Here is a 22,922-nt window from a genome sequence, read left to right as displayed (position 1 = left end):
CTCGTCTCCCGGAGCCGGATTGGCCAGGACCGTTTTTGTCGGTCCCCTTGCGTACGGTCTCGGGTGATCGGTCGAGGACGGCCGATCACCCGAGACCGGAGGACCCCATGCCCTTCGCCGATGAACTGATCGGCACCCCCGCGGTGCGCGCGCTCGTCGCGTCGCTGCGTGTCGCCGCCCCGAAGGCGCGGCTGACGAGGGTGCGCGCGGCCGAGGCCGCGCTCGGGCCGCTGTCGCTGCGCGAACGCAGCGACCTGCTGCGGGACGCGGTGCTCGAAGACCTGCCGGGGGACTACGCGTCACTGGCGGCGGTGCTGCGCACCGCGGCGGCGGACGCGCCCATGTTCACCGGCTGGCTGATCTGGCCCGTGACCGGCGCGGTCGCGGTCAAGGCGGTCGCCGACGGCGGCGCGGAGGCCTTCGACGACGCCCTCACGCTGCTGGCGGAGCTGACCCCGCGGCTGACGGCCGAGTTCGCGCTGCGCGTCCTGCTGAACCACGACCTCGACCGCGCGCTGGCCGTGATTTCCGGCTGGACGGCGTCGGAAAGCCACGACGTGCGCCGGCTCGCGTCCGAAGGCACCCGCCCGATGCTGCCGTGGGCCGTGCGTGTGCCGGCGATCCTCGCTTCGCCGAAGGCGACGCTGCCGATCCTGGACGCGCTGTACCGCGACGAGAGCGAGTACGTCCGCCGGTCGGTCGCCAACCACCTCAACGACCTGAGCCGCCGCGAGCCGGACCTGGTCGTCGAAACGGCGACGGCGTGGCTCGCCGACCCCGGCGAAGACCCGGCGGCCACGACCAGGCTCGTCCGGCACGCCCTGCGCACGCTGGTCAAACAAGGCCATCCCGGCGCGCTCGGCCTGCTGGGCTTCGCCCCGGCCCGCGTCGACGTGACAGGCCCGCGGCTGGTCTCGGACACGGTGGTGATCGGCGACGCCCTGGCGTTCACGGCCTCGGTCCGCAACCTGGAGCCGGAACCGGCCCGGCTGGCGATCGACTACGTCGTCCACCACCGCAAGGCCAACGGCGGGTCGACGACCAAGACGTTCAAGCTGACCACCCAGGTGATCCCGCCGGGGGAGACCTACGAGCTGGCGCGGGAACACTCGTTCCGGGTGATCACGACCCGCCGCTACCACCCGGGCCCGCACGCGCTGGAACTGCAGATCAACGGGGTGAGAAGCGGCCGAGCGGACTTCGACCTCCTGGCCGAGTAGCGCTAGGACGGGCGGCGCCGTCGCCGAGCGCGAAGTTGCGGTGTCCACTTGTTCGGCGAGGGTGACCGCGTGCGGAAGGCCTTGCCGCTCCCGGGGATCGCCGCCTATCGCCGCGCTCGGCTGGTGGTGCGGGCGTGACGGCCGGGGCGACGTGAGATCATTGCTGCAGCACTGATTTCCGCGCGTGCGGCGGCTGTCGCTGAGTTCCTGCGCGGCGGCGACCCCGCCGAGCGCGAGGTAGTGGCGGTCGCCGCTGCTCGGCGAAGGTGACTGTGGGTGGAAGTTCTTGCGGTGTCCGGGATTGCTGCCTATCGCGGCGTCCGGCTGTTCGGTGAGGGTGACTGTGGGCGGAAGTTTTTGCGGTGTCCGGGATTGCTGCCTATCGCGGCGTCCGGCTGTTCGGCGAGGGTGACTGTGGGCGGAAGGGCTTGTCGTGTCCGGGATTGCTGCCTATCGCGGCGTCCGGCTGCTCGACGAGCGCGACCGTGAGCGGAAGGCCTTGCCGTGCCCGGGAGCCCCACCTGCCGCCACGCCCGCGCGCCCGGCTGGTCGGGCGGGCGTGGCGGAGCGGTCAGTGCAACAGCACGATCTTCCCGCGTGCGTGGCGGCTTTCGCTGAGCTCGTGCGCGGCGGCGACCTCGCCGAGCGGGAAGGTCGCCGCGACCGGGATCCGTAGCCGGCCTTCGGCGGCCAGGCCGACCGCGATCGCAAGAGCGTGCGACGCCAGGGGATCCGCGCCCGAACCGGCCGGCGATCCGTGCGACAGGTGCACTCCGTGGGCCGCCGCCGCGAAGTCGGCGATCGTCACCACGGATGCCGGGTCGCCGGTCAGTGTGATGAGGTCCGGCAGCGCGCCGCCCGCGCAGTCGAACACCGCGTCCACTCCGGACGGTGCCAACGCGCGGACCCGCTCGACCAGACCCGGGCCGTACGTCGTCGGCTCCGCGCCCAGCGAACGCAGGAAGTCGTGGTTTCCCGGGCTCGCCGTGCCGAGCACCCGCGCGCCGCGGGCGGCGGCGAACTGGACCGCGACCGAGCCCGTTCCGCCCGCCGCGCCCTGGACCAGCACCGTCTGGCCGGCGCGGACCGCGAGGCGGTCGAGCACCCGGGTGGCCGTCTCGACCGCTCCCGCCGCGCCGCCCGCCTCCGCCCAGCTCCACTCCGGCGGCTTCGGTGCCCACGCCGCCAAGACCGCGAAGTCGGCGTTGGCCCCACGCGTGGCCGCCGGAGCCATGCCGAACACCGGATCGCCGAGCGAAACCCCGGTGACGCCGGAGCCGATCTCGTCGACCACGCCCGCCGCGTCGAAGCCGGTGCGGAACGGGAACTTCACCGGCACGACGTCCCGCAGCTCGCCCGAGCGAAGGCGGATCTCGCCGGGCGAAATCGCGGAAGTCCTTACCGCGACACGAATCTCGCCGGGTCCGGCATGCGGCAAAGGCACGTCGGCGACCTCCACCACACTGGGCGGGCCGTAGGAGGAAAACCGGACAGCTCTCATACGGGCGAACGTAACGGAGCACCCCGTCCGGTTGGCTAAAGTGAGAGTGGTGACGGCCCAAGTGAGAGCGACGCTGCGCTCCGATGCCCGCGACAACCGCGGGCGCATCCTCGCGGTCGCCCGCGCGGCCTTCGCCTCCGAGGGCCTGGACGTGCCGATCCGCGAGATCGCCCGGCGCGCCGGGGTCGGCGTCGCGACCGTCTACCGGCACTTCCGGACCAAAGAAGCCCTGCTGGCCGACGCCTTCGCCGAGCAGCTGGCCTCGTGCCGGGCCGTCGTCGAGGACGGCCTTGCGGCCGACGACCCGTGGCGCGGGTTCTGCCTGGTCCTCGAGCGGCTCATGGAGGTGCACGCCCTCGACCGCGGCTTCGCCCGCGCGTTCACCTCGCAGGTGCCCGGCGTCACGCACTTCGCCGCCGACCGCGACAAGACCCTGCGTCTGCTGCTCCGGCTGATCCGGCGAGCGAAGGAAGCCGGCGAACTGCGCGACGACTTCGTGCTGGAGGACATCAGCCTCGCGCTGATGGCGAACGAAGGCATCCGCGCCGAGTCGCCCGAGCTGCGGGTGGCGGCCTCCCGCCGGTTCGCGGCCCTGCTGCTCCAGTCGTTCCGCGCGGACCCCGTCCGGACGCCGTTGCCGCCCGCCGTCCGGCTGCCGCTGTCGCGGGTCGAGCTCAGCAGGGCCCGAAGTAGCGGCACTCGATCAGCGCCCTGAGGTCGTGGGCCGCGGCGCGCGGCTCCAGGTCGTCGAGCAGGTCGCCGAAGCCGTCCAGGGTGACGACCTGCTCGGCGGTGTCGTGCTCGGCGCAGCCGCTCCCGTGGAGGTTCCCCGCGGGGACGACGCAGAACACGGCCGCGCCGTCGTCGCCGTAGCTGAAGTAGGCCTGCAGCGGGACCGGCGTGGCGTCCGCGACGGCGTTGCACCGCGCGCCGCCGAAGCTGCCGGGGAACTCCCAGGCCGGGTCGTCGGCGGTGCGCTCGTCGGCGCGCCAGCCCCGCCCGGTGAGGAACTCGTGCACGCGCTGCCGGTCGGACGCGGTCTGGGCCATCAAGGGATCCCTTCGAACGAGGCCAGGAACGTCCAGTGTCGCGGGACCCCGTCCGCCACGATCGGGTGACCGGGTTCAACGGCGGAGCGTGGTCTCCGCCGCCATCCGCGACAGCTTCTCGGGGTTGCGCACGGCGTAGACCCCGGTGACGAGACCGCCGTCGACGCGCAGCGCCAGCACCGTGTCGAGCTCGCCGTCGAGGGACATGATCAGCGCCGGGTGGCCGTTGACCTGCGCCGGTCGCAGCGTCGCCCGGCCCTCGACCCGGCCCAGCCCGCCGGCCAGCACCCGCCCGACGCGGTCGGCGCCGACCACCGGCCGCAGCACGGCCTGCTTGACCCCGCCACCGTCGCCCACCAGCACGACGTCCGGGGCGAGGACGTCGAGCAGGCCCTGCAGGTCACCCGTCTCGATCGCCCGCTGGAACGCCTCGAGCGCGGTGCGGGCGGCGGCCCGGGAGACGTCGCCGCGCGGGCGCCGCGCCGTGACGTGCGACCGGGCCCGGTGCGCGATCTGCCGGACGGCGGCCGCGGTCTTGCCGACGGCGTCCGCGATCTCGTCGTAGGGCAGGTCGAAGACGTCGCGCAGCACGAACACCGCGCGCTCGGTCGGCGTGAGCGTCTCCAGCACCAGCAGCATCGCCATCGAGACGCTGTCGGCCAGCTCGACGTCTTCGGCGACGTCGGGCGCGGTCAGCAGCGGCTCGGGCAGCCACGAGCCGACGTAGGACTCCTTGCGCCGGCCGAGCGTGCGCAGCCGCTGCAGCGCCTGGCGGGTGGTGATCCGGACCAGGTACGCGCGCTGCGCCTGCACGGTCGCGAGGTCGACGCCCACCCACTTCAGCCAGGTCTCCTGCAGGACGTCCTCCGCGTCGGCGGCCGAGCCGAGCATCTCGTAGGCCACCGTGAACAGCAGGTTTCGGTGGGCGAGGAACACCTCGGTGGGATCGTCCCCGGTCATCGTGGTCCCCCTTCGCGATCGGCTGCGTCCCCCATCAGATACCGGGCCCCGCCGTTCTGTGACAGCGCGCCGCTGTGGCGTGGGTCACTGTCACAACCGCCGGGGGCACCGGCATCTGGTGGTCGTCAACGCACCACCACGAGATGAGGACACACATCATGGAAGCCCGATTCGACATGCTGAACAACGAGTTCGCCGCCAAGTTCGGCAAGCGGTTCGCCGGCATCAGCCAGATCATCGACCGGTCGCCGCTGCCGAAGGTCGTCCAGGAGCTGGTCAAGATCCGCGCCAGCCAGATCAACGGCTGCGGCTTCTGCACGGACATGCACACCAAGGACGCCACGGCCGACGGCGAGACGCCGGTCCGGCTCAACCTGGTCGCGGCCTGGCGCGAAGCCACCGTGTTCACCGACGCCGAGCGGGCCGCGCTGGCCCTCACCGAGGAGGGCACCCGGCTCGCCGACGCCCACGAGGGCGTGTCCGACGAGACCTGGGCCCGGGCGCGCAAGCACTACGACGACGAGCAGCTCGGCGCGCTCGTCTGCCTGGTCGGCCTGATCAACGCGGCCAACCGGATGAACGTGATCGCGCGCACCCCGGCGGGGTCCTACGAAGCCGGCATGTTCGCCGGCTTCGTCCCGGAGGACTGAGTGTCGCGGCGGTGTCGGAGAAGTCCACTGTGGACACCGCCGGCCGTCAGGCCGAAGTGACGGGCTTGATCAGCTCGTCGGCGACCCACTGCGCGACGCCGTCCGGGTACGGCGACGCGACGCTGAGGACGAAGTGCCCGAAGCCCGCGTCGAGCGCTTCGCGGATCGCGTCGCGGGTCGTGCCCGGCTCGTCGTAGAACACCGGCAGGTGGATCGAGCGGGTGATCGACGCGGGATCGCGGCCGATCTCGCCGCAGTAGCGGTCCAGCAGGGCACTGCGGCTGACGACGTCTTCGATGTCACCGCCCGGGATGTTCCAGACGTCGGCGTGCTCGGCGACCACGCGCAGCGTCGCGGCCGCGCGCCCGCCGATGACGATCGGCGGGTGCGGCCGCTGCACCGGCTTGGGGTTGCCGAACGCCCCGGTGAGCCGGTGGTGGACGCCGTCGAAGTCGAACGGCTCGTCCTCGGTCCACAGGCGCTTGATCAGCGTGCAGGCCTCGGCGAAGCTCGCCACCGCGTCCGCGGTCTCCTGGAACGGCAGACCGTGGGCCGCGTACTCCCGCCGGGCGAGCGGGTGGCTGGGCCGCGAGCCGACGCCGATGCCGAAGTCGAGCCGGCCGCCGGAGACGACGTCGACGGTCGTGGCGATCTTGGCCAGCATGGCCGGCGGCCGGAACCGGTTGCTGGTCACCAGCAGGCCAAGTCGCAGCCGGGACGTCTGCGCGGCCAGCGCCGACAGCAGCGTCCAGCCTTCGAAGATCGGCCCGTCCGGGTCGCCGAAGATGGGCATGAGGTGGTCGAACAGCCAGGCGTGCTCGATCTCGGGGACGGCGTCCGCCTCGCGCCAGACGCGCAGGATGTCGTCGTAGGAGACCTGCGAAGGCGCGGTCATGATGCCGAATCGCGGAGCGGACATGTCAGCGGCGCCTCAGGGTCGGGTCGAGCAGGGCGGGCGGGGTGTCGAACTTCTCGTCGGCGGCCAGGTCGACGCCCGGCGCGACGATCGTGTCGATCTCGTCGAGCACGTCGGCGGGCAGCACGGTGCCGGCCGCGGCGAGCTGGGAGCGCAGGTGCTCGAGCGTGCGCGGGCCGATGATCGCGCTGGTCACGGCGCGGTGCGCGGTGACGAACCCGAGCGCGAGCTGGATCAGCGTCAGCCCGGCCGCGTCGGCGACCTTCACCAGCCGCTCGACGGCGTCGAGCCGGGCCTGGTTGGCGGGCCGGGCGAGGTCGAAGCGCTGCGGCTGGACCTGCGACCGGCTGGTGGTGATCTCGCGGCCAGCGCGGACCGCGCCCGAGAGCCAGCCCGACGCGAGCGGGCTCCACGCCAGCACGCCGAGGCCGTACTCCTCGGTCACCGGCAGCACGTGGGTCTCGATGCCGCGCTGCAGGATCGAATAGCTGGGCTGCTCGGTGACGTACCGGCTCAGGTGGTGCTCGCGGGCGGCCCACTGGGCCTGCACGATCCGGTAGGCGGGGAAGGTCGACGAGCCGAAGTAGCGGATCTTGCCCGCGCGCTGCAGGTCGGTCAGCGCGGAAAGCGTTTCCTCGTCGCTGGTGGCCGGGTCCCAGCGGTGCATCTGGTAGAGGTCGACGTGGTCGACGCCGAGCCGGCGCAGGCTGTGGTCCAGCTCGGCGACCAGCCAGCGCCGGGAGCTGCCCCGGTGGTTGCGCTCCTGGCCGATCGGCATGGTCGCCTTCGTGGCGAGCACGAGATCGTCGCGGCGGCCGGCGATGGCCTTGCCGACCATGACCTCCGACTCGCCGTCGCCGTACATGTCGGCCGTGTCGACGAGGTTGATCCCGCCCTCCAGGGCGGCGTCGACGATCGCGGTGGCCTCGTCCTGGGTGGTGCGCCCGATGGCGCCGAAGTTCATCGCGCCGAGTGCGAGGGCGCTGACCTGCACACCGGTGCGGCCCAACGTGCGGTACTGCATGAGACTGGTCCTCCATGGCATCATGGGCAAACGGAACGTTGCTCCGCTAACGATACGGAGCGTTGTTCCGTTTCGCAAGCGACGGGAGGAACGGCGTGGTGGACGAGGGTGCCCGGGGGCCGGCCCAGGAGCAGGCCCAGGAGCAGGCACGGCCGAAGCGGGCGGACGCGCGGCGCAACCAGGAGACGCTGCTCGACGCGGCCGCGGCGGTCTTCGTCGCCTCCGGCGTGGACGCGCCGGTGCGCGACATCGCGGCCGAGGCCGGTGTCGGGATGGGCACGATCTACCGCCACTTCCCGACCCGCGCGGACCTCATCATCGCCGTCTACCGGCACCAGGTCGAAGCCTGCGCCGAGGCCGGTCCGGCGCTGCTCGCCGCCAGCGAGAGCCCGCACGCGGCGCTGACGCGGTGGATCGACCTGTTCGTCGACTTCCTGGTCACCAAGCACGGGCTGGCGGGCGTGCTGCAGTCCGACCAGGCCGGCTTCGAGGCGCTGCACGCGTACTTCCTCGACCGCCTGGTGCCGGTGTGCACCGAGCTGCTCGACGCCGCGGTCGCGGCCGGCGAGGTCCACGTCGACCTGGCGGCGCTGCAGCTCATGCGCGGCGTCGGGAACCTGTGCATCGGCGCGGACACCGACGCCGGCTACGACGCGCGCCGGCTGGCGGGGCTCCTCGTCGCGGGGCTGCGCGCGCCGCGGTGAGGCGTCACTCCGCGACGAACGCGCGCTGCTCCTCGGTGATGTCGGGTGATGTCGGCGATGTCGGTGAACAGGCGCTTGAACCGCGCGTAGTACTCGCGGCCGACCCGCCGCGCGCGGCGGTCCTGCGGGTCCGCCATGATCGCGTCCGCCGTGCGCAGCCGGGCCAGACCACGCCCGGTGGGGCAGATCGGCTTCGCGCGGCGGTCGCTCGGGTCGGGCCGGTGTTCGACGCAACCGAGGGTTTCCCGCTCGTCGATCAGCGTCCCGGCGCTCTGCTTGTGCTGCCCGGACAGGCGGGCCGGCTCGGTCGCGCGCACGCCGCCGGGGTCCGGTTAGGCGAGCACGGCGCCGTGTCGGGGGTTCAGCTCACCGAACCCGCGCGCACCAGGGGGCCGGCCCAAGCGCCGGTCACGTTCGTACCGCTCCGGTCGGCGCCTGGTCCATCCACAGTGGACTGACGGGGTGGGAAGGGTGGGCCACTGCTCGTCGCCACCCGAACGGCCCGGCCGGTGGCCGGGGAACCGGTGTTGGCCGTCCGTCAAGCCGACGGCGGTGCGTTCACCCGCTGTCGTCCGGCGTCATCCGACCAGGGAACGCAATCGGCCGCCCGGGTTGTTCCTCCCGCCACGATTCCGGTCGCTCGGCAGGCGGGATAGGCCGATCAGGCCGCGGAACCGGGCGTCTTCCGTTTCCCGGAGTGAACGTTCTTGTGACCCGCGACAACGGGCCACTAGCGTTGGTCACCGGGCCGAGGGAAAACGTCCGGCCCATTCTTTCCGGCGTGGGAAAATGAAGGAGCCGCCCGTGATTTCCACCGACCAGCCCGTGATCCGCAGCGCGTACCAGCAGTCGATCGCCGACTACTGGAACCGGGAAAAGGATCCGGTGAACCTCCGGCTGGGCGAGGTCGACGGGCTCTACCACCACCACTACGGCATCGGCGAATACGACCCCGCGGTGCTGGAGGCACCCGAGAACGTCCGCGACGAGGCGATCATCGCGGAAATGCACCGGCTGGAAACCGCGCAGGCCGAAGTGCTCCTCGACCACCTCGGCGCGGTCGGCCCCGGTGACCGGCTGCTCGACGCCGGCTGCGGCCGCGGCGGCAGCAGCATCATGGCCAACCACCGCTTCGGCTGCCAGGTCGACGGCGTGTCCATTTCGGAGCAGCAGGTCGCGTTCGCCAACGAGCAGGCGAGCAAGCGCGGGGTCGCCGGCCAGGTGCGCTACCACCTGCGCAACATGCTCGACACCGGCTTCGAAACCGGTGCGTTCAAAGGCATCTGGAACAACGAAAGCACGATGTACGTCGACCTGCACCAGCTCTTCGCCGAGCACGCCCGTCAGCTGGCGCCGGGCGGCCGATACGTCACCATCACCGGGTGCTACAACGACGTGACCGGCGGCCGGTCGCGTGCGGTGAGCCAGATCGACCAGCACTACATCTGCAACATCCACGCCCGCGGCGACTACTTCAAGGCGTTGTCCGCCAACGGTTTCGTCCCCATCAACGTCGTCGACCTCACCGCCGCCACCATCCCGTACTGGGAGCTGCGCGCGCAGTCGTCGGTGGCCACCGGGATCGAGGACCCGTTCCTGACGGCCTACCGCGAAGGCAGCTTCCACTACCTGCTCATCGCCGCCGACCGGATCTGAGCGAGGGGACTCCGATGACCGCTCCCGAGTGTCCGTTGTGGATCCCGGCCGACGCGTTCGCCTTCTCCGCGGGCCCGTCGGGGATCGGGACGTCCGCGGCCCGGCTCTCGGCGGCACTCGCGCACGACCCGGCGTACGTCGAGCGGGAGTGGGGTGCCGGGACGGCCTCGCCGCTGTACGTCCCGGTGGTCGAACGCGTCGACGAGCCGCTGGCCGAGGAGGTCGACCGGCGGCTCGTCGCGTGGGCGGTGGAGTGCGGGTTCACCGGGGAGGGGCTGGAGCAGATCGCCAAGGCCGGCTTCGGGCGGCTGGCGATGCTGGCCCACCCCGACAGCACCGACCCGGACCTGCTGCTGATCGCCGCGCAGCACAACGCCGTCTGGTGGGCCGCGGACGACTACTACGCCGACGACAGCGCGCTCGGCGCGTCCCCGACCGAGCTCCCGCCGCGGCTGGCGCTGGTGATGGCGGCGATGGACCCGGTCGCCCCGGCGGGCGAGTTCACCGACGCGCTCGACGAGGCGCTGCGGGCCGACCCGATCCTGGTCGGGCTGAACTCCGCGGTCGGGCACCTGGGCCGCCACGGCACGCCGACGCAGGTGCAGCGCGTCTGCTACGCGACGTTCTCGATGTTCGTCAGCTGGGACGCGTACGCGGCGTGGCGCTACACCGAGGCCTACCCGCCGGCGTGGGAGTACCTCGCGGCGCGCCAGCACGACAGCTTCTACACGTCGATGACGCTCTGCGACCCGGTCGGCGGCTACGAGCTGCCCGCCGCGCTGTACTACGACCCGCGGGTGCGGCGGGCGATGATGCGCGCCGGCACGGCCTGCGTCCTGGTCAACGACCTGTACTCGGTGGCGAAGGACGCCGCCGACGAAAACCCGGTGTGCAACATGGTCCTGCAGGTCGCGGCCGACCGGGACTGTTCACTCGAGGAGGCCACCGAGGTCACCGTGGAGCTGCACAACAAGCTCGTGCGCGAGTTCGAAGAGGGGCACCGGGAACTGCTCGCGGTGCCCTCACCGGAACTGCACCGGTTCCTGAGGGGGCTGCGGGCCTGGATGGGCGGCGGCTACGAGTGGCACGCCACCAACCCGCGGTACCGCACCTGAGGGCACCCCGAGACTGCCGGGACCTGTTCGGGGGCAGGTCCCGGCGGCCGGCCGGATCCGTCAGGCCAGGCGTCCGTGCCAGGAGGTGAATGCCGCGACGAGGTCTTCGGGGGCACCGGCCTCCCGCAGGCGCCGCGTTTCCTCCTCGACGTACTGGAGGTAGAGCGGCCGCAGGTGGGCGCGCAGCTCCGGCTCGGCCTCGGCGGGGTTCAGCGGCCGTCCTTCGCGGATCTGCCGCGCCAGCCGGACCAGGGACGCCGCCGAGGCGTCGGGACGGCCGAGGTACCACGAGATGGCTTCGTCGTTGGTCGCCGCGCGGCCGGTGCCCGTCGTGCCCGTGTAACCGAAGCGGAGCGGGAAGAACACGGCCTTCGTGAACCACACGGGGTCGGCCAGCAGCCGCTTCGGCCGGTGGAACTCCGCGGTCACCTCGTCGGTCGCCAGGACGCCGACGGCGAACCGCGCGCTCTCCAGCAGGAGTTCCCCGCGGTCCGGCCGGGCCACCTTCGCGGTGATCTCCTCGCCGAACAGGAGCGTCGCGTGCTCGGCCAGTTCGAGCCGGTCGATCGCCGGGAAGCGCCCGTCCTGCTCGCCGCGGCTCAGGGCCGGCAGCGACCCCCAGAACACGGACAGCTTGCGGTGCAACGGACTCCGCTCCCGGAGCGACTCGCCCAGGGCTTCGAACGTGGCCGGGTCGTCGTCCTGGCGGTCGGCGAGGACGACGGCGAGGTCGATGTCGCTGACGGCCGGGGAGTAGCCGCCGTAGGAGAGACTGCCCAGGAGGTAGGCGGCGACGAGGCGCTCGCCGAAGGCTTCCCGGTACGTCTGCGCGGCTTCGACGGCGACGGCGCGGGCCGCCGTGGCCGGTTCGGTCGTGGTCATGCCGCGACGGTATCGCGCCGGGCGCACTCGGCGATGCGGTTCGAGACGACGCCGATGACCTGCCAGGCCCGGTCCAGCACCTTCACGAGCGCGTCGACGGTCCAGTCGCTGCGCTGCCGCAACACTTCGTAGCCCATTTCGAGGTGTTCGACGTCGGCTTCGTCGTGCAGCTCGAAGTACTCGTCCTCGGGGAACGCCCGGGTGCCCGCCTGGCTGAAGACGAGGCTGCCGGCTTCGAGGGCGAGGTGCGCGAGGACGGCGCGCTGGACGCCGGGCAGCACCGCGAACTGGTCGACGAACCACGACGCGCCGGCCTCGATCACCGGGTCCCAGACCAGCTCCCGGTCGTCCGCGCGGCTGCGGGCCAGGATCTTGTCGTGGCCGATCTCCTCCTCCTGGTGCTCCAGGGCGAGCGCCCGCAGCTGCGGGTCGGACTCGAAGGTGACGCGCGCGCTGATCATCCGCTGGAAGGCGTTCGACCACGGCTGCAGGTAGGTGAGCACGGCCTTCTTGGTCTTCTCCGGCGTGCTTTCGTCGGTCAGCAGCCGGATCAGGTCCGACGACTCGTACTCGCGTTGCCGCTCTTCGTTGTAGCGGGCGATGCGCTCGACGTCCTGCTGGGTCATGGTCGGCTCCTTCCGTCGGTGCTGCGGGTGATCATCTTTCCGGGGACGCTACGCAAGATCAACAGTCGCGAGCGTCTGGTCGAAAACGGGGAACCGGAAGTACGTGGTGACGTCGCCGCGCCGGCCCGCGGCGCGGTGGCTGACCAGTTCGAGCAGGCCCCGGCTCGCCGCCAGCGGCCCGGGGGCCAGGGCGGCGGCGAGCGCGCGGAACCGGCCGGGGTCGACGCCTTCGCCGCGCAGCAGCTCGGCCGTGCGGTCGACGGCTTCGGCGTCGCCGCCGGTGAGCGAGGGGAGGCGGAGGTAGGTCGTGGACTCGGCGGCGCGGTCCAGCCCGGACCGGAACGCCAGGCAGCTCAGCGCGGCGTCCCCGGCGCTTTCCCGGCCCCCGGTCAACGTCCGGTAGGCGGAGAGAGCGCTTTCGGCGTCGTGACGCCGGGCCGCGGCCGCGACGCGGTTCACCTCGGCGAGGTCGGCGTCGTGGTTGCGGTAGTAGATCTTCACGCGCGCGTCGGCGCCGTCGGCGACGTCCACGGCGAAGAACTCGATCTCCCGCTCACCGCCGGGTATCTCCACCCGGCGGCGCGCGTCGTCCCACGCGGCGGTCAGGCCCAGCCGGTCCATGGCTTCGCCGACCGCCGCGTAGCGGTGTGACAGCGGCCACTCGTAGAGGCCGAAGTAGGACTTGTGGACGATCCGCGCCGGCGGCCGCCAGGCGACCGAGTGCCACAACGGCGCCGTCGACGGCCGGCCGGCGCGGGTCGTGAAGAGCTCGTGGATCCGTCCCCAGTACCGCGTTTCCCCGGTGTCCACAGGGGAATCCGCGTCGTCCTCGCCGAGGGTGTCGAACAGCACCCGCAGCTCCGGGTGGTCCCCGGACCAGTTGACCGACAGCTCGGCCGGGAACCCGTCGCCGGCCACGTAGGACGGTCGGGCGGGCTTCGGGCCGATCACGTCGCCGCTCCACGAAGGGAGCAATCCGCGCAGCATCCGGGTGGTCCGCACGGCCTGGTCGACCGGGACCTCGAGCGCGTCGCACGCCGTCGCCCAGAGACCACCCAGGAAATCTCCGAACAGCCGGCCCCGTGCGGGATAGTTTTCCCTTATATATTCGGGAAACCACGGCAATCGACTGGTCACGACCGGATGCTATCAGCCGGGTGCATTCCCAACTAAAAAGCTCTACCCGGGTGGTCCAACCAATTGCGCCATGTGGGTTTGCCGATGTTCCCCCTGGCCACGCAGGGGAACCGGACTGTTCCGACCGGACAGGATCAAGACATCAGACCGTCGCCGGTATCACGGTCATCGCGTGTTTGACCAGGCGAATCAGGGCCAGTTTGCTGGAATCGCGGTCGCGTGCGTCACACATGACGATGGGCACTCGGTCGGGAATGACCAACGCTTCCCGGATTTCGTCCGGCGTATACCGCGGCGCGTTGTCGAAACAGTTCACCGCGACGACGAACGGGATCTTCCGGCGTTCGAAGAAGTCGATGGCGGCGAAACTGGTCTCCAGCCGCCGGGTGTCGATCAGCACGATGGTGCCGATCGCGCCGCGGGCCAGGTCGTCCCACATGAACCAGAAGCGTGCCTGCCCGGGCGTGCCGAACAGGTACAGCACGTGCCGCGGCGAGATGGTGATCCGGCCGAAGTCGAGCGCGACCGTCGTCGTGTTCTTGCGCTCCACGCCGGACAGGTCGTCGATGCCGGCGCTGGCCTCGGTCAGCACCTCTTCGGTCGTCAGCGGCGGGATCTCGCTCACCGAGCCGACCATCGTGGTCTTCCCCGCGCCGAACCCGCCGGCGATGATGATCTTGACCGGGGTCGGGACCAGGTCCGCGCCGGAGCCGTCAGTACTTGATGAGACCATCGAGAACCGCCTGGAGAGTTTCGAGGTCCGGCGCCATGGCCGGATTGTGGGTGGGGGACCGCGTGATGACGAGGCCGCGTTCGATCAGGTCGCCGCACAGCACCCGGACGACCCCCAGCGGGATCTTCACGTAGACCGCGATCTCGGCGACGGACACCGGGTTGCGGCAGAGCTGCACGATCGCCAGGTGCTCCGGGCCCAGCCCCACCGGCTCCTGCTCCGACCGCAGGGTCATCACCTGGGTGGAGAGGTCGAGCCGCGCGCTCTCGCCCGGCGTCCGGCCGCTGGTGATCGTGTAGGGCCGCACCAGTGGCCCCGCGGCCTCGTCGTACCAGCCGTCGTCCGCGCTCATGTGGCCTCCCGTAGTACGCGTGCCGCGTCGCGCGGCGCGGACGCCAGGTAGTCCCCGACGCGCTTGACCAACCGGTTCATCTCGTAGGCGATCATCTCGACGTCGACGCTGTCCGCCGCCAGCACGGCCAGGCACGCGCCCAGGCCGGCCGCGGAGACGAACAGGTAGCCGCGCTCCATCTCGATCATGTTCTGCAGCACCGGCCCCCGGTTGAACTGCTTGCTCACGCCCTTGGCGAGGCTCTGCAGGCTCGAGGCGATGGCGGACAGCTGGTCCGAGTCGTCCTTGCTCATGCCGGCCGATTTGCCGATCAGCAACCCGTCGGCGGACAGCACGATGGCGTTCTGCGCGCCGACGACGCGGCTCACGACGTCGTCGAGCAGCCAGTTGAGATCGGGCTTCGCGTTCCCGTACTCGTTCATGCTCCAGAGACCTTGACTTTCCTGTGGTGACGACTTTCCTATGTGGACGTTCGGGGGTGACGCGGGTTACGAGTCTTCGGCGCCGTCGCGGCCTCGTCGGGTGCCCTTGTGGAAGGCCGCGAGCGTGCGCGCGGTGCCCTCGCCGGGAGCCACGTCGGGGGTGACGTCCTCCTCCGGCTCGTTCTCCAGCTGGGCGACGAGGTTCTGCTGCGGCTCCCGGCGCGGCAGCCGCGGCCGGTCGTCGCCCCGTTCCTGCGGCGGTTCCGCCGGGCGGGCGGCGAGCCGCTCCTCCAGGGCGGCCGGCGGGGCGGCGGGCGGCCGCGGGTCGAGCGGGGCCCGCACCGGGTACGGCCGCGGCTTGACGTCCCGCTTCATCGGGATCTGACCGGTGAACGAGCTGGGCATGTCCATCGAACGGAGCGCGCTTTCCTGAGCCTTTTCCGGAGCCCCTTCCGGGGCCTGCGGCGCGGGACCGCCCACCGGGGCGAGGATCGCGGTGTCCTCCGGTGCGACGAACTCGGCCTCGACCTGGCCCGGGAGCTGCTCACCGGCCAGGTGCTGGGTCGGGACGAGGACGGTGGCGCGGAGGCCGCCGTAGCGGGACGGGTCGAAGGTGACGGTCATCCCGAGCTTGGCCGCCAGCCGCGCGACCACGAACAGGCCGAGGCTGGAGTCGGCCCGCAGCGCCATCGCGTCGAACTCGGGCGCCTCGGCCATCATCTCGTTTGCCCACTGGCGGACGCCCTCCTTCATGCCCAGACCCTGGTCCGAAACGTCGACCACGACGCCGCGGGCGACCAGGCGGCTGGTCACCTCGACCGGGGAACCGGGCGGGGAGAACGTCGTCGCGTTGTCGACCAGCTCGGCGATCAGGTGGATCGTGTCGGCCACCGCGGTGCCGGTGATGGCGACGTCGGCGACCTGCTCGACCTGGACCCGCGCGTACTGCTCGGTTTCCGACACCGCCGCGCGCAGGACCTCCATCAGCGCCACCGGCTTGCGCCAGCGGCGGCCCGGCTGCTTGCCGCCGAGGATGATCAGGTTCTCGGTGGTCCGGCGGGCGCGCGCGGCGAGGTGGTCGAGCTGGAACAGCGACGCCAGCTGGGTCGAGTTCTCCTCGCGGGCCTCCATCTCGTCCAGGATCTGCAGCTGCTGGTGCACCAGGACCTGGTTGCGGTGGGCGATGCCGAGGAACACGTTGTGCACGCCGCTGCGGGCCTTCGCCTCGCTCGCCGCCGCGTTGACGGCGGTCAGCTGGGCGACGTTGAAGGCCTCGGCCACCTGCCCGATCTCGTCCCGGCCGTGGTCGAGCTGGGGGAGCTCTTCGTTCAGGTCGACGGATTCGCCGTTCTTGAGCCGGTCCACGATGTTCGGCAGCCGGTTGCGGGCGAGGTCGAGGGAGTCGTTGCGCAGCCGCGCGAGCCGCGTCATCAGCGCGCGGTCGACGAGCGAGCGGGACACCCGGATCGCGACGATGATCGCGGCGAGCGAGGCGAGCAGGGCCACCACACTGCCGACGATCGCGTTGCGCAGCTGGGCGTCACCGGAGTCGATCGCCGCCGCGGAAACCTTGTCGGCCTGGTCGATGGCCATGTCGTTGAGGACTTGGGCGACCTGGCTCGTCGCGCTCTGCCAGTCGGCCCCGCCGACGGGCGGGCCGTCCCGGTCGCCGGCGGACCACGGGCCGTGCTTGACGATCGCGTCCTCGGCGCCGGCCAGCTGCTTCCAGGCCCCGCCGGTGGTCAGCGTCTGGTACTTGGCGCGCACAGCCGGGTCGAGGAACGGCGCGATCTGCGCCAGCTGCGTCTTGTAGTACCCGGACAGCTGGGTGAACTGGACGAAGTCGTCGGGGGCGAACGTCCCGGACGCGAGCGCCGTCGAGACCAGCGACGTCTCCCGCGACATCATGTCACCGGCGCGGAAGACCGACGTCGCGGTGATGCCGCCGTACGCGGCCGCGGCGTCCGGCACCACGCGGGACTGGGTGTCGAACAGGTTCGACGCCGTGTCCAGCACCCCGTTGTAGTAGGTGTTGACCTGGCTGCGGTCGATGCTGCGGAAGCCGATCTGCGAGCGCAGCACCGGCAGCTGGTCGAACTGGTTCTTGAGCGCGTTGACCTTGGTCGCGATCTCGTCGGGCGCGCTGGAGATCGTCGCGGCGAACGCGTTCTGCAGGGCGCCGAGCTTCTCGTCGGTCGCTTTCTGCTGCGTCTGCAGCCGGGTCTGCCCCAGGCCCGGGTCGTCGAGGTACTGGAGGGCGACCTGGCGCTCCTGCTGGAACGCGGCCAGCGCGGTGGCGGCGGGGATCGACACTTCGCGCACCGAAGCCGCGACCAGGCGGACGTAAAGGCCGTTCACGAAGAAGTACGAAGACAGCGCGGTCCAGAGCACCAGGAGCGTCACACTCGGAATGAGGACGGTCCTGGTGAGCCTTTTGCGGATCGACTTGTCGTACGGCTTGTCGGACTCGTCTTTGTCGGCTTTGCTCTTCACGGGGGTTCACGAACTCCTGAGTGACGGTCGGCGATAGGTGGGGACCCGGTCGAGGAAGCAGACACGACGAAGGGACATTGTGGCCGCCGTCACTCGTCTTCGCCTCACCCTCCGTGTTGCCGCGGTATCGATCAGGATCCGTTTTTTACCACGAACCACTGACGCGCCGCGGAGCTGACCCGGCCCGCGGACCCTTGTCCGGCGTCGCGCGAACACCGTTTACCGTCCGCGGCGGGGCCGTTACCGCCATTTGCGCGGGTACCGGCGCCGGGCGCCAATTCGCACTACCGTGTATTGGGCCGAACGGGTGAAACTGAATTCGTCCGGGCTGTCTTCCCGGTAGCGGGAAGAACGGGCAGGGGCACTGCCCCGGTGTGCGCTACCGCCGTTCGGGTTCTTCGACGATTTCACCGGGATCGGCGTCCGCGCCGGCGGTGAGCCCGCGGGCGAAGGTGCGAACTCGATCACGCAGCGCGTCCGGCGTCTCGATCACGAAGGGGCGGTCCAGGGCCGCGAGCACCGACGGGACCCAGTCCAGCCGCTCGGCCCGCAGCCGGACCCGCACCCAGTCCGGCGCGCCCGGGATCGCCGCCACGGTGGCGATCCCGGCCGGCAGCCGCGACCGGACCTGCTCGGCCGACGCGCGCACCCGCACCGAAACCTCGTGCCGGCGCGGCACTTCCGTGAGACCGGAGAGGACGTGCTCGCCGGGGTCGAAGCCGTCGGGCACGGCGAACGACCCGGCGCCGGGCGTGGCCGCGGCGATCCGGTCCAGCCGGAAGGTGCGCACTTCGCCGCTGGCCGAGTCCTCGCCGGTGACGTACCAGCGGCCGGCGTGGGCGACGATCCCGTACGGGTGCACGGTGCGCTCGCTGCGCCGCCCGTCCCACGCGGTGTAGGCGACGGCGACGGGCCGGCGGTCCCGCGCGGCTTCGGCGAGCGTCAGCAGCACGGCCGTCTCGGGACCGACCGCGGGCCGCGCGGGTGAGGTGAAGTCGAGGGTCCCGAGGAGCGCGTCCAGCTTCCGCCCGAGCGCCTCGGGGAGCACGCGGCGCACTTTGGCGGTGGCGCTCTCCGTCGCGACGGCGGACGTCGTGACCAGCCCGGCCCGCTGCCCGGCGACCAGGCCGAGGAGCACGGCGAGCGCCTCCTCGTCGGTGAGCATCAGCGGCGGCATCCGGAACCCGGGCGCGAGCCGGTAGCCGCCGTAGCGGCCGCGGACGGTACGGACCGGGACGTCCAGGTCGATCAGGTGCGCGGCGTACCGGCGGACGGTGCGCTCGTCCACCCCCAGCCGCCCGGCGAGGTCGGCGACGGTGCGGGTCCCGCCGCCCTGAAGGATCTCCAGCAGAGCGAGCACCCGGGCGGTCGGTCGCGTCACGTCCGGAAGTCTGCCACGGATACCGGGCGGAACCGGCCCGGTATCGGCTGCCTCACCCGGTCCGGGTGCCGCGCTCTTCTTCGCGGACCGGGAGCGGCCGGCGCTCACGGCTCCGGTTTCGCGTGCGGGTGGGCAGCAGCGGGTTCTCGTGCTTCGGCGGTCGGCGCGCCGGATGTCACGGCACTTGCGCGGCGGACGGTCGCCGCCGGCTCAGCCGTCGCGGTCCGCTTCCCCTTGGTCGGCCCGGCGGACCGGCAGCGGCCGGCGTGGCTCGCGGACCCCGGCGGGATCGCCGCCGCCGGTGATCCGGGCCGTGACGGTGCCCCAGCGCGCCAGCCGCACCCCGGCCGCGGCAGTTGCGCGACGACCCGGCCGTTCAGGAGGGGATGGGGGCGGTCGGGATCGGCGCCCTGCACGAAAAGTCCGGCGTCATGCCCGGAAAGCCGGGCGTCGAGAGCTTGCCTGCCCCGGAAGTTCGGCACGATGACCGGTTCGTCCGACTGTGCTCACCCGAGCTCCGAAATCCCGGACGGCACCGCCGTTGACGAGTGACCTTTCGGGCCGTTCGGGCCGCTTGACCTGGCCGGATCCGCCGTCAGATTGACATTCAGACTGCTCTTGTCAATCGAACTATACATACTCTATGGTTTTGTAAACCAGCCAACGGAGGAGGGTGTGATGAGCGAAGTGACCGGGACCGTGCCCGCCGGTTCGACCGAGCTGTGGCGCGATCGCAAGCGGTACCTGTGGCTGATCGGGCTGGTGGTGCCGTCGCTCGCGTTCCTCGCCATCGGGCTGCACGCCGCCACCGGCTGGGGGGTCTGGTTCTGGATCGGGCCGATCGTGATCCTCGTCGTCGTGCCGCTCATCGACCTGGCCGCCGGGCTCGATCGCAGCAACCCACCGGACGACGTGCTCGAACGGCTGGAGAAGGACCGCTACTACCGCTGGATCACCTTCGCCTTCCTGCCCATCCAGTACGTCGGCTTCGTGGCCGCGTTCTGGCTCGTCGCCCGCGGTGACCTGTCCATTGTGGACAAGGTCGGCCTGGCGATCTCGATCGGCTGCATCGGCGGGATCGGCATCAACACCGCGCACGAGCTGGGCCACAAGAAGGAGAGCCACGAGCGCTGGCTGTCGAAGATCGCGCTGGCGCAGAGCTTCTACGGCCACTTCTACATCGAGCACAACCGCGGCCACCACGTCCGGGTCGCGACGCCGGAGGACCCGGCCAGCAGCCGCGTCGGCGAAAGCTTCTACCGTTTCTGGCCGCGCACCGTCTTCGGCTCGCTGAAATCCGCGTGGCGGCTGGAGCGCAAGCGCTACGCCCGGCGGGACAAGCACCCGTTCCGGATCGGCAACGACGTCCTCAACGCCTGGCTGATGTCGGCCGTCCTGTGGGCCGCGATGATCGTGTGGCTCGGCATCGGCATCCTGCCCTACCTGATCATCCAGGCCGTGATCGGCTTCTCGCTGCTCGAAGTCGTCAACTACATGGAGCACTACGGCATGCTGCGCCAGCGGGTCGGCGCGCCCGGCCGCCGCCGGTACGAGCGCGTGGATCCCAGCCACAGCTGGAACTCCAACAACATCGCCACCAACGTCCTGCTCTACCACCTGCAGCGCCACAGCGACCACCACGCCAACCCGACCCGGCGCTACCAGACCCTGCGGGACTTCGCCGAGTCGCCGGTGCTGCCCACCGGCTACGCCGGGATGATCGTGCTGGCGCTGGTCCCGCCGGTGTGGCGCCGCGTGATGGACCCGCGCGTGCTCGGCCACTTCGACGGCGACCTCTCCCGCGCCAACCTCCAACCGTCCAAACGGGACAGGATCCTCGCGCGGTACGGCACCCGCGTCACGGCGGAGCACCCGCTCCAGGACACCCGCGGCGACGCCACCGAAGGCGGCATGTGCCCGGGCTGCGGGTACGTCTACGACGAGCAGCTCGGCGACCCGCGCGAAGGCTTCCCGGCGGGCACGCCCTGGTCGGCGATCCCGGACTCCTGGTGCTGCCCCGACTGCGGCGTGCGCGAGAAGGTCGACTTCGTCGCGCCGGGACGGGTGGGCGCGTGATGCGGATCGAAGCGGACCGCGGCAAGTGCGACGGCCTCGGCATGTGCGAGGCGATGGCGCCCGACTTCTTCGAGGTGGGGGACGACGGCACCGTCGTCGTCCTCGACGAGCGGCCCGGCGAGGACCACCGCCAGGACGTCGCCGCCGCCGTCGACGCCTGTCCCGTGCTGGCCCTGAAACTGACATGACGTTCGTCGTCGCCGGCGCGTCGCTGGCCGGGCTGCGCGCGGTCGAGTCCGCGCGCCGCACCGGTTACCGCGGCCGGATCGTGCTGATCGGCGCCGAGGACCGCCTGCCCTACGACCGGCCGCCGCTGTCCAAGGCGTTCCTCGACGTCGACGGCCCGGGCGAGGTCGCGCCGTTCCACCCCGAAGCCGTACTGCGGGACGAACTCGGCGTCCAGCTGATGCTGGGCGCTGCGGCCGAAAGCCTCGACACAGCGGCCCGCGAGGTGACGGCCGGCGGCACCGCGATCCGGTACGACGCCCTGGTCATCGCCACCGGCGCGGCCGCCCGCGGGCTCCCGGGAGCCCGCACGCTGCGGACCGCCGAAGACGCCGTCGCGGTGCGCACGGCGCTGGACCACGGCGCGCGGACCGTCGTGATCGGCGCCGGGTTCATCGGCTCCGAAGTCGCGTCGGCGGCCCGGAAGCGCGGCCTGCCGGTGACGATCGTGGAAGCCCAGGCGGTCCCGCTCGCCCGCGCGGTCGGCGAGGAAGCCGGTGCGGCGCTGGCCGAGCTGCACCTCGCGGCGGGCACCGACCTGCGGCTCGCCACCGAAGTCACCGAAGTCACCGAAGTCACCGAAGTCACCGGAGTCGGCGACGGCGTCCGGCTGGCCACCGGCGAAGTCCTGCCCGCGGACCTCGTCGTCGCGGGCATCGGCGCCGTCCCGGCCACCGGCTGGCTCGAGGGCAGTGGCCTCGCGCTGCACGAGCGTGACCGCGGCGTGGTGTGCGACGCGACGCTCGCCGCCGGAGCGCCCGGCGTCTACGCGGCCGGCGACGTCGCGCACGTGCCGAACCCGCTCTTCGACGGCGAGCCGATGCGCCTGGAGCACTGGACGAACGCGGCCGAGCAGGGCGCGGCCGCCGCCCGCCACGCGCTCGACCCGGCGTCGGCGCGCGCCCTGGAACCCGTGCCGTACTTCTGGTCCGACTGGTACGGCCACCGCATCCAGTTCGTCGGGACGCCGCGCGCGGACGAGGTCGTCGTCCGCGGGGCTACGACGCTCTACCGGCGCGGTGACCGGCTCGCCGGCGCGCTGACGGTCGACCGGCCCCGCGAGATCATGAAATACCGCAGGCGGATCGCCGCGCGGGCGCCGTGGTCCGAGGCGCTGGCCTTCGCGGGCGCGGCCTAGAATGACGATCATGAGCGGGGCACTGGCGCCGCCCGAGGGTGGTCAGCACCGGCGGCCGATCATCATCGCGGCGATCGAGCTGACGGCGCGGTCGGGCTGGTCGGCGGTCACGATGGCGCGGCTGGCCGAGCTGGTCGGCGTCAGCCGCCAGACCGTCTACAACGAGATCGGCTCCAAGCCGGCGCTGGCCGAGGCCATGGTGGCGCACGAGCTCGACCGGTTCCTCTCGGTCGTCTCGGCGGCGTTCGAGCGGCACCCGGACGACCTCGTCGAGGCGATGTACGACGCCGTCCGCGCGGTCCTCGAGCTGGCCGACGACAACATCCTGCTGCGCGCGATCGCCTCGGCGACCCACGGCACGGACACCGAGCTGCTGCCCCTGCTGACCACCCGGGCGAGCCTGCTGCTGACCGGCGCGAAGACGATGCTGGTCGACCGGGTGCTGTCCTACCGCCCGGAGCTGACGTCCGAGCAGGTCACGGTGGTGATCGACGTGGTCGTGCGCACGGTCCTGAGCCATGTGATGCAGCCGTCGGACACCCCGGCCCGCACCGCGGACGCCCTGGCCTGGGTGGCCGCGCGGGTCCTCGGCGTCGAGGCGGCGAACCCGCCCCTGCGCCACGCCTGAATGCCGTGAAGGGCACCCTCAGGGACAGATAAGC

At 71.8% G+C, this 22,922-nt stretch carries 25 protein-coding genes; 10 read left to right on the top strand and 15 right to left on the bottom strand.

Annotated elements, in window-relative coordinates:
* Nucleotides 1-107 precede the first annotated feature (107 nt).
* Entirely contained in the window at nt 108-1,220 is a 1,113-nt protein-coding gene (locus OHS18_RS17195; protein WP_328617717.1) for a DNA alkylation repair protein, read from the top strand.
* Between the two features lie 571 nt (nt 1,221-1,791).
* Here the strand turns inward: OHS18_RS17195 and OHS18_RS17190 are convergent.
* Nucleotides 1,792-2,721: an NADP-dependent oxidoreductase gene (locus tag OHS18_RS17190; protein ID WP_442875383.1), complete on the bottom strand. Its 930-nt coding sequence runs from the start codon at nt 2,719-2,721 to the stop codon at nt 1,792-1,794.
* Between the two features lie 49 nt (nt 2,722-2,770).
* Here OHS18_RS17190 and OHS18_RS17185 point away from each other — a divergent pair, with 49 nt between their 5' ends.
* Nucleotides 2,771-3,436 carry a TetR/AcrR family transcriptional regulator gene (locus OHS18_RS17185; RefSeq protein ID WP_328617715.1) on the top strand — a complete coding sequence of 222 codons (666 nt, stop codon included), beginning with the start codon at nt 2,771-2,773 and terminating at the stop codon, nt 3,434-3,436.
* On the opposite strand, the gene OHS18_RS17180 is transcribed toward OHS18_RS17185, so the two are convergent.
* Both OHS18_RS17180 and OHS18_RS17175 read right to left on the bottom strand, forming a co-directional pair.
* Entirely contained in the window at nt 3,396-3,770 is a 375-nt protein-coding gene (locus OHS18_RS17180) for a hypothetical protein (protein ID WP_328617714.1), read from the bottom strand. The two genes, OHS18_RS17185 and OHS18_RS17180, sit on opposite strands and share 41 nt — an antisense overlap.
* A gap of 75 nt (nt 3,771-3,845) precedes the next feature.
* Nucleotides 3,846-4,730, bottom strand: a complete 885-nt coding sequence (locus tag OHS18_RS17175) for an RNA polymerase sigma-70 factor (protein WP_328451416.1) — start codon at nt 4,728-4,730, stop codon at nt 3,846-3,848.
* Nucleotides 4,731-4,888: 158 nt separating this feature from the next.
* Between OHS18_RS17175 and OHS18_RS17170 the strand changes: the two genes are divergently transcribed.
* The gene (locus tag OHS18_RS17170) at nt 4,889-5,380 is read left to right on the top strand and encodes a carboxymuconolactone decarboxylase family protein (protein WP_328451418.1); all 492 of its coding nucleotides are present in this window, start codon (nt 4,889-4,891) and stop codon (nt 5,378-5,380) included.
* Between the two features lie 46 nt (nt 5,381-5,426).
* Here OHS18_RS17170 and OHS18_RS17165 read toward each other — a convergent pair whose 3' ends face one another.
* Both OHS18_RS17165 and OHS18_RS17160 read right to left on the bottom strand, forming a co-directional pair.
* Nucleotides 5,427-6,299: an LLM class flavin-dependent oxidoreductase gene (locus tag OHS18_RS17165; RefSeq protein ID WP_328617713.1), complete on the bottom strand. Its 873-nt coding sequence runs from the start codon at nt 6,297-6,299 to the stop codon at nt 5,427-5,429.
* Nucleotide 6,300: 1 nt separating this feature from the next.
* Nucleotides 6,301-7,320, bottom strand: coding sequence for an aldo/keto reductase (locus OHS18_RS17160; RefSeq protein WP_328451421.1), 1,020 nt, complete (start codon nt 7,318-7,320; stop codon nt 6,301-6,303).
* Between the two features lie 98 nt (nt 7,321-7,418).
* Here OHS18_RS17160 and OHS18_RS17155 point away from each other — a divergent pair, with 98 nt between their 5' ends.
* Complete coding sequence (locus tag OHS18_RS17155) at nt 7,419-8,024, top strand: TetR/AcrR family transcriptional regulator (RefSeq protein WP_328617712.1); 606 nt, start codon at nt 7,419-7,421, stop codon at nt 8,022-8,024.
* On the opposite strand, the gene OHS18_RS17150 is transcribed toward OHS18_RS17155, so the two are convergent.
* Nucleotides 7,967-8,341: a hypothetical protein gene (locus tag OHS18_RS17150; RefSeq protein WP_328617711.1), complete on the bottom strand. Its 375-nt coding sequence runs from the start codon at nt 8,339-8,341 to the stop codon at nt 7,967-7,969. The genes OHS18_RS17155 and OHS18_RS17150 overlap by 58 nt on opposite strands.
* 487 nt (nt 8,342-8,828) lie before the next feature.
* Between OHS18_RS17150 and OHS18_RS17145 the strand changes: the two genes are divergently transcribed.
* Together OHS18_RS17145 and OHS18_RS17140 are read left to right on the top strand one after the other, a co-directional pair.
* Nucleotides 8,829-9,680, top strand: coding sequence for a geranyl diphosphate 2-C-methyltransferase (locus OHS18_RS17145; RefSeq protein ID WP_328617710.1), 852 nt, complete (start codon nt 8,829-8,831; stop codon nt 9,678-9,680).
* A gap of 14 nt (nt 9,681-9,694) precedes the next feature.
* Nucleotides 9,695-10,795: a family 2 encapsulin nanocompartment cargo protein terpene cyclase gene (locus OHS18_RS17140; RefSeq protein WP_328617709.1), complete on the top strand. Its 1,101-nt coding sequence runs from the start codon at nt 9,695-9,697 to the stop codon at nt 10,793-10,795.
* A gap of 60 nt (nt 10,796-10,855) precedes the next feature.
* Here the strand turns inward: OHS18_RS17140 and OHS18_RS17135 are convergent, their stop codons facing one another.
* From OHS18_RS17135 to OHS18_RS17095, 9 genes are all read right to left on the bottom strand, one after another.
* Nucleotides 10,856-11,677, bottom strand: a complete 822-nt coding sequence (locus OHS18_RS17135; protein WP_328617708.1) for a nucleotidyltransferase domain-containing protein — start codon at nt 11,675-11,677, stop codon at nt 10,856-10,858.
* Nucleotides 11,674-12,303, bottom strand: coding sequence for a hypothetical protein (locus OHS18_RS17130; protein WP_328451433.1), 630 nt, complete (start codon nt 12,301-12,303; stop codon nt 11,674-11,676). The genes OHS18_RS17135 and OHS18_RS17130 overlap by 4 nt, the downstream gene beginning before the upstream one ends.
* 48 nt (nt 12,304-12,351) lie before the next feature.
* Nucleotides 12,352-13,305, bottom strand: coding sequence for a hypothetical protein (locus OHS18_RS17125; protein ID WP_328617707.1), 954 nt, complete (start codon nt 13,303-13,305; stop codon nt 12,352-12,354).
* 277 nt (nt 13,306-13,582) lie between these two features.
* Complete coding sequence (locus OHS18_RS17120; protein WP_328451437.1) at nt 13,583-14,173, bottom strand: GTP-binding protein; 591 nt, start codon at nt 14,171-14,173, stop codon at nt 13,583-13,585.
* Complete coding sequence (locus tag OHS18_RS17115) at nt 14,154-14,525, bottom strand: DUF742 domain-containing protein (RefSeq protein ID WP_328451439.1); 372 nt, start codon at nt 14,523-14,525, stop codon at nt 14,154-14,156. The genes OHS18_RS17120 and OHS18_RS17115 overlap by 20 nt, the downstream gene beginning before the upstream one ends.
* Nucleotides 14,522-14,947 carry a roadblock/LC7 domain-containing protein gene (locus OHS18_RS17110; protein WP_247054845.1) on the bottom strand — a complete coding sequence of 142 codons (426 nt, stop codon included), beginning with the start codon at nt 14,945-14,947 and terminating at the stop codon, nt 14,522-14,524. Before OHS18_RS17110 ends, OHS18_RS17115 begins: the two co-directional genes overlap by 4 nt.
* Nucleotides 14,948-15,013: 66 nt before the next feature.
* The gene (locus tag OHS18_RS17105; protein ID WP_328451441.1) at nt 15,014-17,440 is read right to left on the bottom strand and encodes a sensor histidine kinase; all 2,427 of its coding nucleotides are present in this window, start codon (nt 17,438-17,440) and stop codon (nt 15,014-15,016) included.
* A gap of 379 nt (nt 17,441-17,819) precedes the next feature.
* Nucleotides 17,820-18,821: a helix-turn-helix transcriptional regulator gene (locus tag OHS18_RS17100; RefSeq protein WP_328617706.1), complete on the bottom strand. Its 1,002-nt coding sequence runs from the start codon at nt 18,819-18,821 to the stop codon at nt 17,820-17,822.
* A gap of 210 nt (nt 18,822-19,031) precedes the next feature.
* The gene (locus tag OHS18_RS17095; RefSeq protein WP_328617705.1) at nt 19,032-19,163 is read right to left on the bottom strand and encodes a hypothetical protein; all 132 of its coding nucleotides are present in this window, start codon (nt 19,161-19,163) and stop codon (nt 19,032-19,034) included.
* Between the two features lie 336 nt (nt 19,164-19,499).
* On the opposite strand from OHS18_RS17095, the gene OHS18_RS17090 reads away from it, so the two are divergent.
* Genes OHS18_RS17090 through OHS18_RS17075 form a run of 4 tightly spaced genes read left to right on the top strand, consistent with a single transcriptional unit; the run spans nt 19,500 to nt 22,888 of the window.
* Nucleotides 19,500-20,897, top strand: coding sequence for a fatty acid desaturase (locus tag OHS18_RS17090; RefSeq protein ID WP_328617704.1), 1,398 nt, complete (start codon nt 19,500-19,502; stop codon nt 20,895-20,897).
* Nucleotides 20,897-21,085: a ferredoxin gene (locus OHS18_RS17085; protein ID WP_328451447.1), complete on the top strand. Its 189-nt coding sequence runs from the start codon at nt 20,897-20,899 to the stop codon at nt 21,083-21,085. Before OHS18_RS17090 ends, OHS18_RS17085 begins: the two co-directional genes overlap by 1 nt.
* The gene (locus OHS18_RS17080) at nt 21,082-22,260 is read left to right on the top strand and encodes an NAD(P)/FAD-dependent oxidoreductase (protein ID WP_328617703.1); all 1,179 of its coding nucleotides are present in this window, start codon (nt 21,082-21,084) and stop codon (nt 22,258-22,260) included. The genes OHS18_RS17085 and OHS18_RS17080 overlap by 4 nt, the downstream gene beginning before the upstream one ends.
* Nucleotide 22,261: 1 nt before the next feature.
* Nucleotides 22,262-22,888, top strand: a complete 627-nt coding sequence (locus OHS18_RS17075) for a TetR/AcrR family transcriptional regulator (protein WP_328451451.1) — start codon at nt 22,262-22,264, stop codon at nt 22,886-22,888.
* The last annotated feature ends 34 nt before the right edge of the window (nt 22,889-22,922 follow it).

It is taken from the genome of Amycolatopsis sp. NBC_00355 (assembly GCF_036104975.1).
Lineage (GTDB): Bacteria > Actinomycetota > Actinomycetes > Mycobacteriales > Pseudonocardiaceae > Amycolatopsis.
The sequence above is the reverse complement of the archived record's forward strand: the minus strand, read 5'-3'. Positions and strand labels throughout refer to the sequence as shown.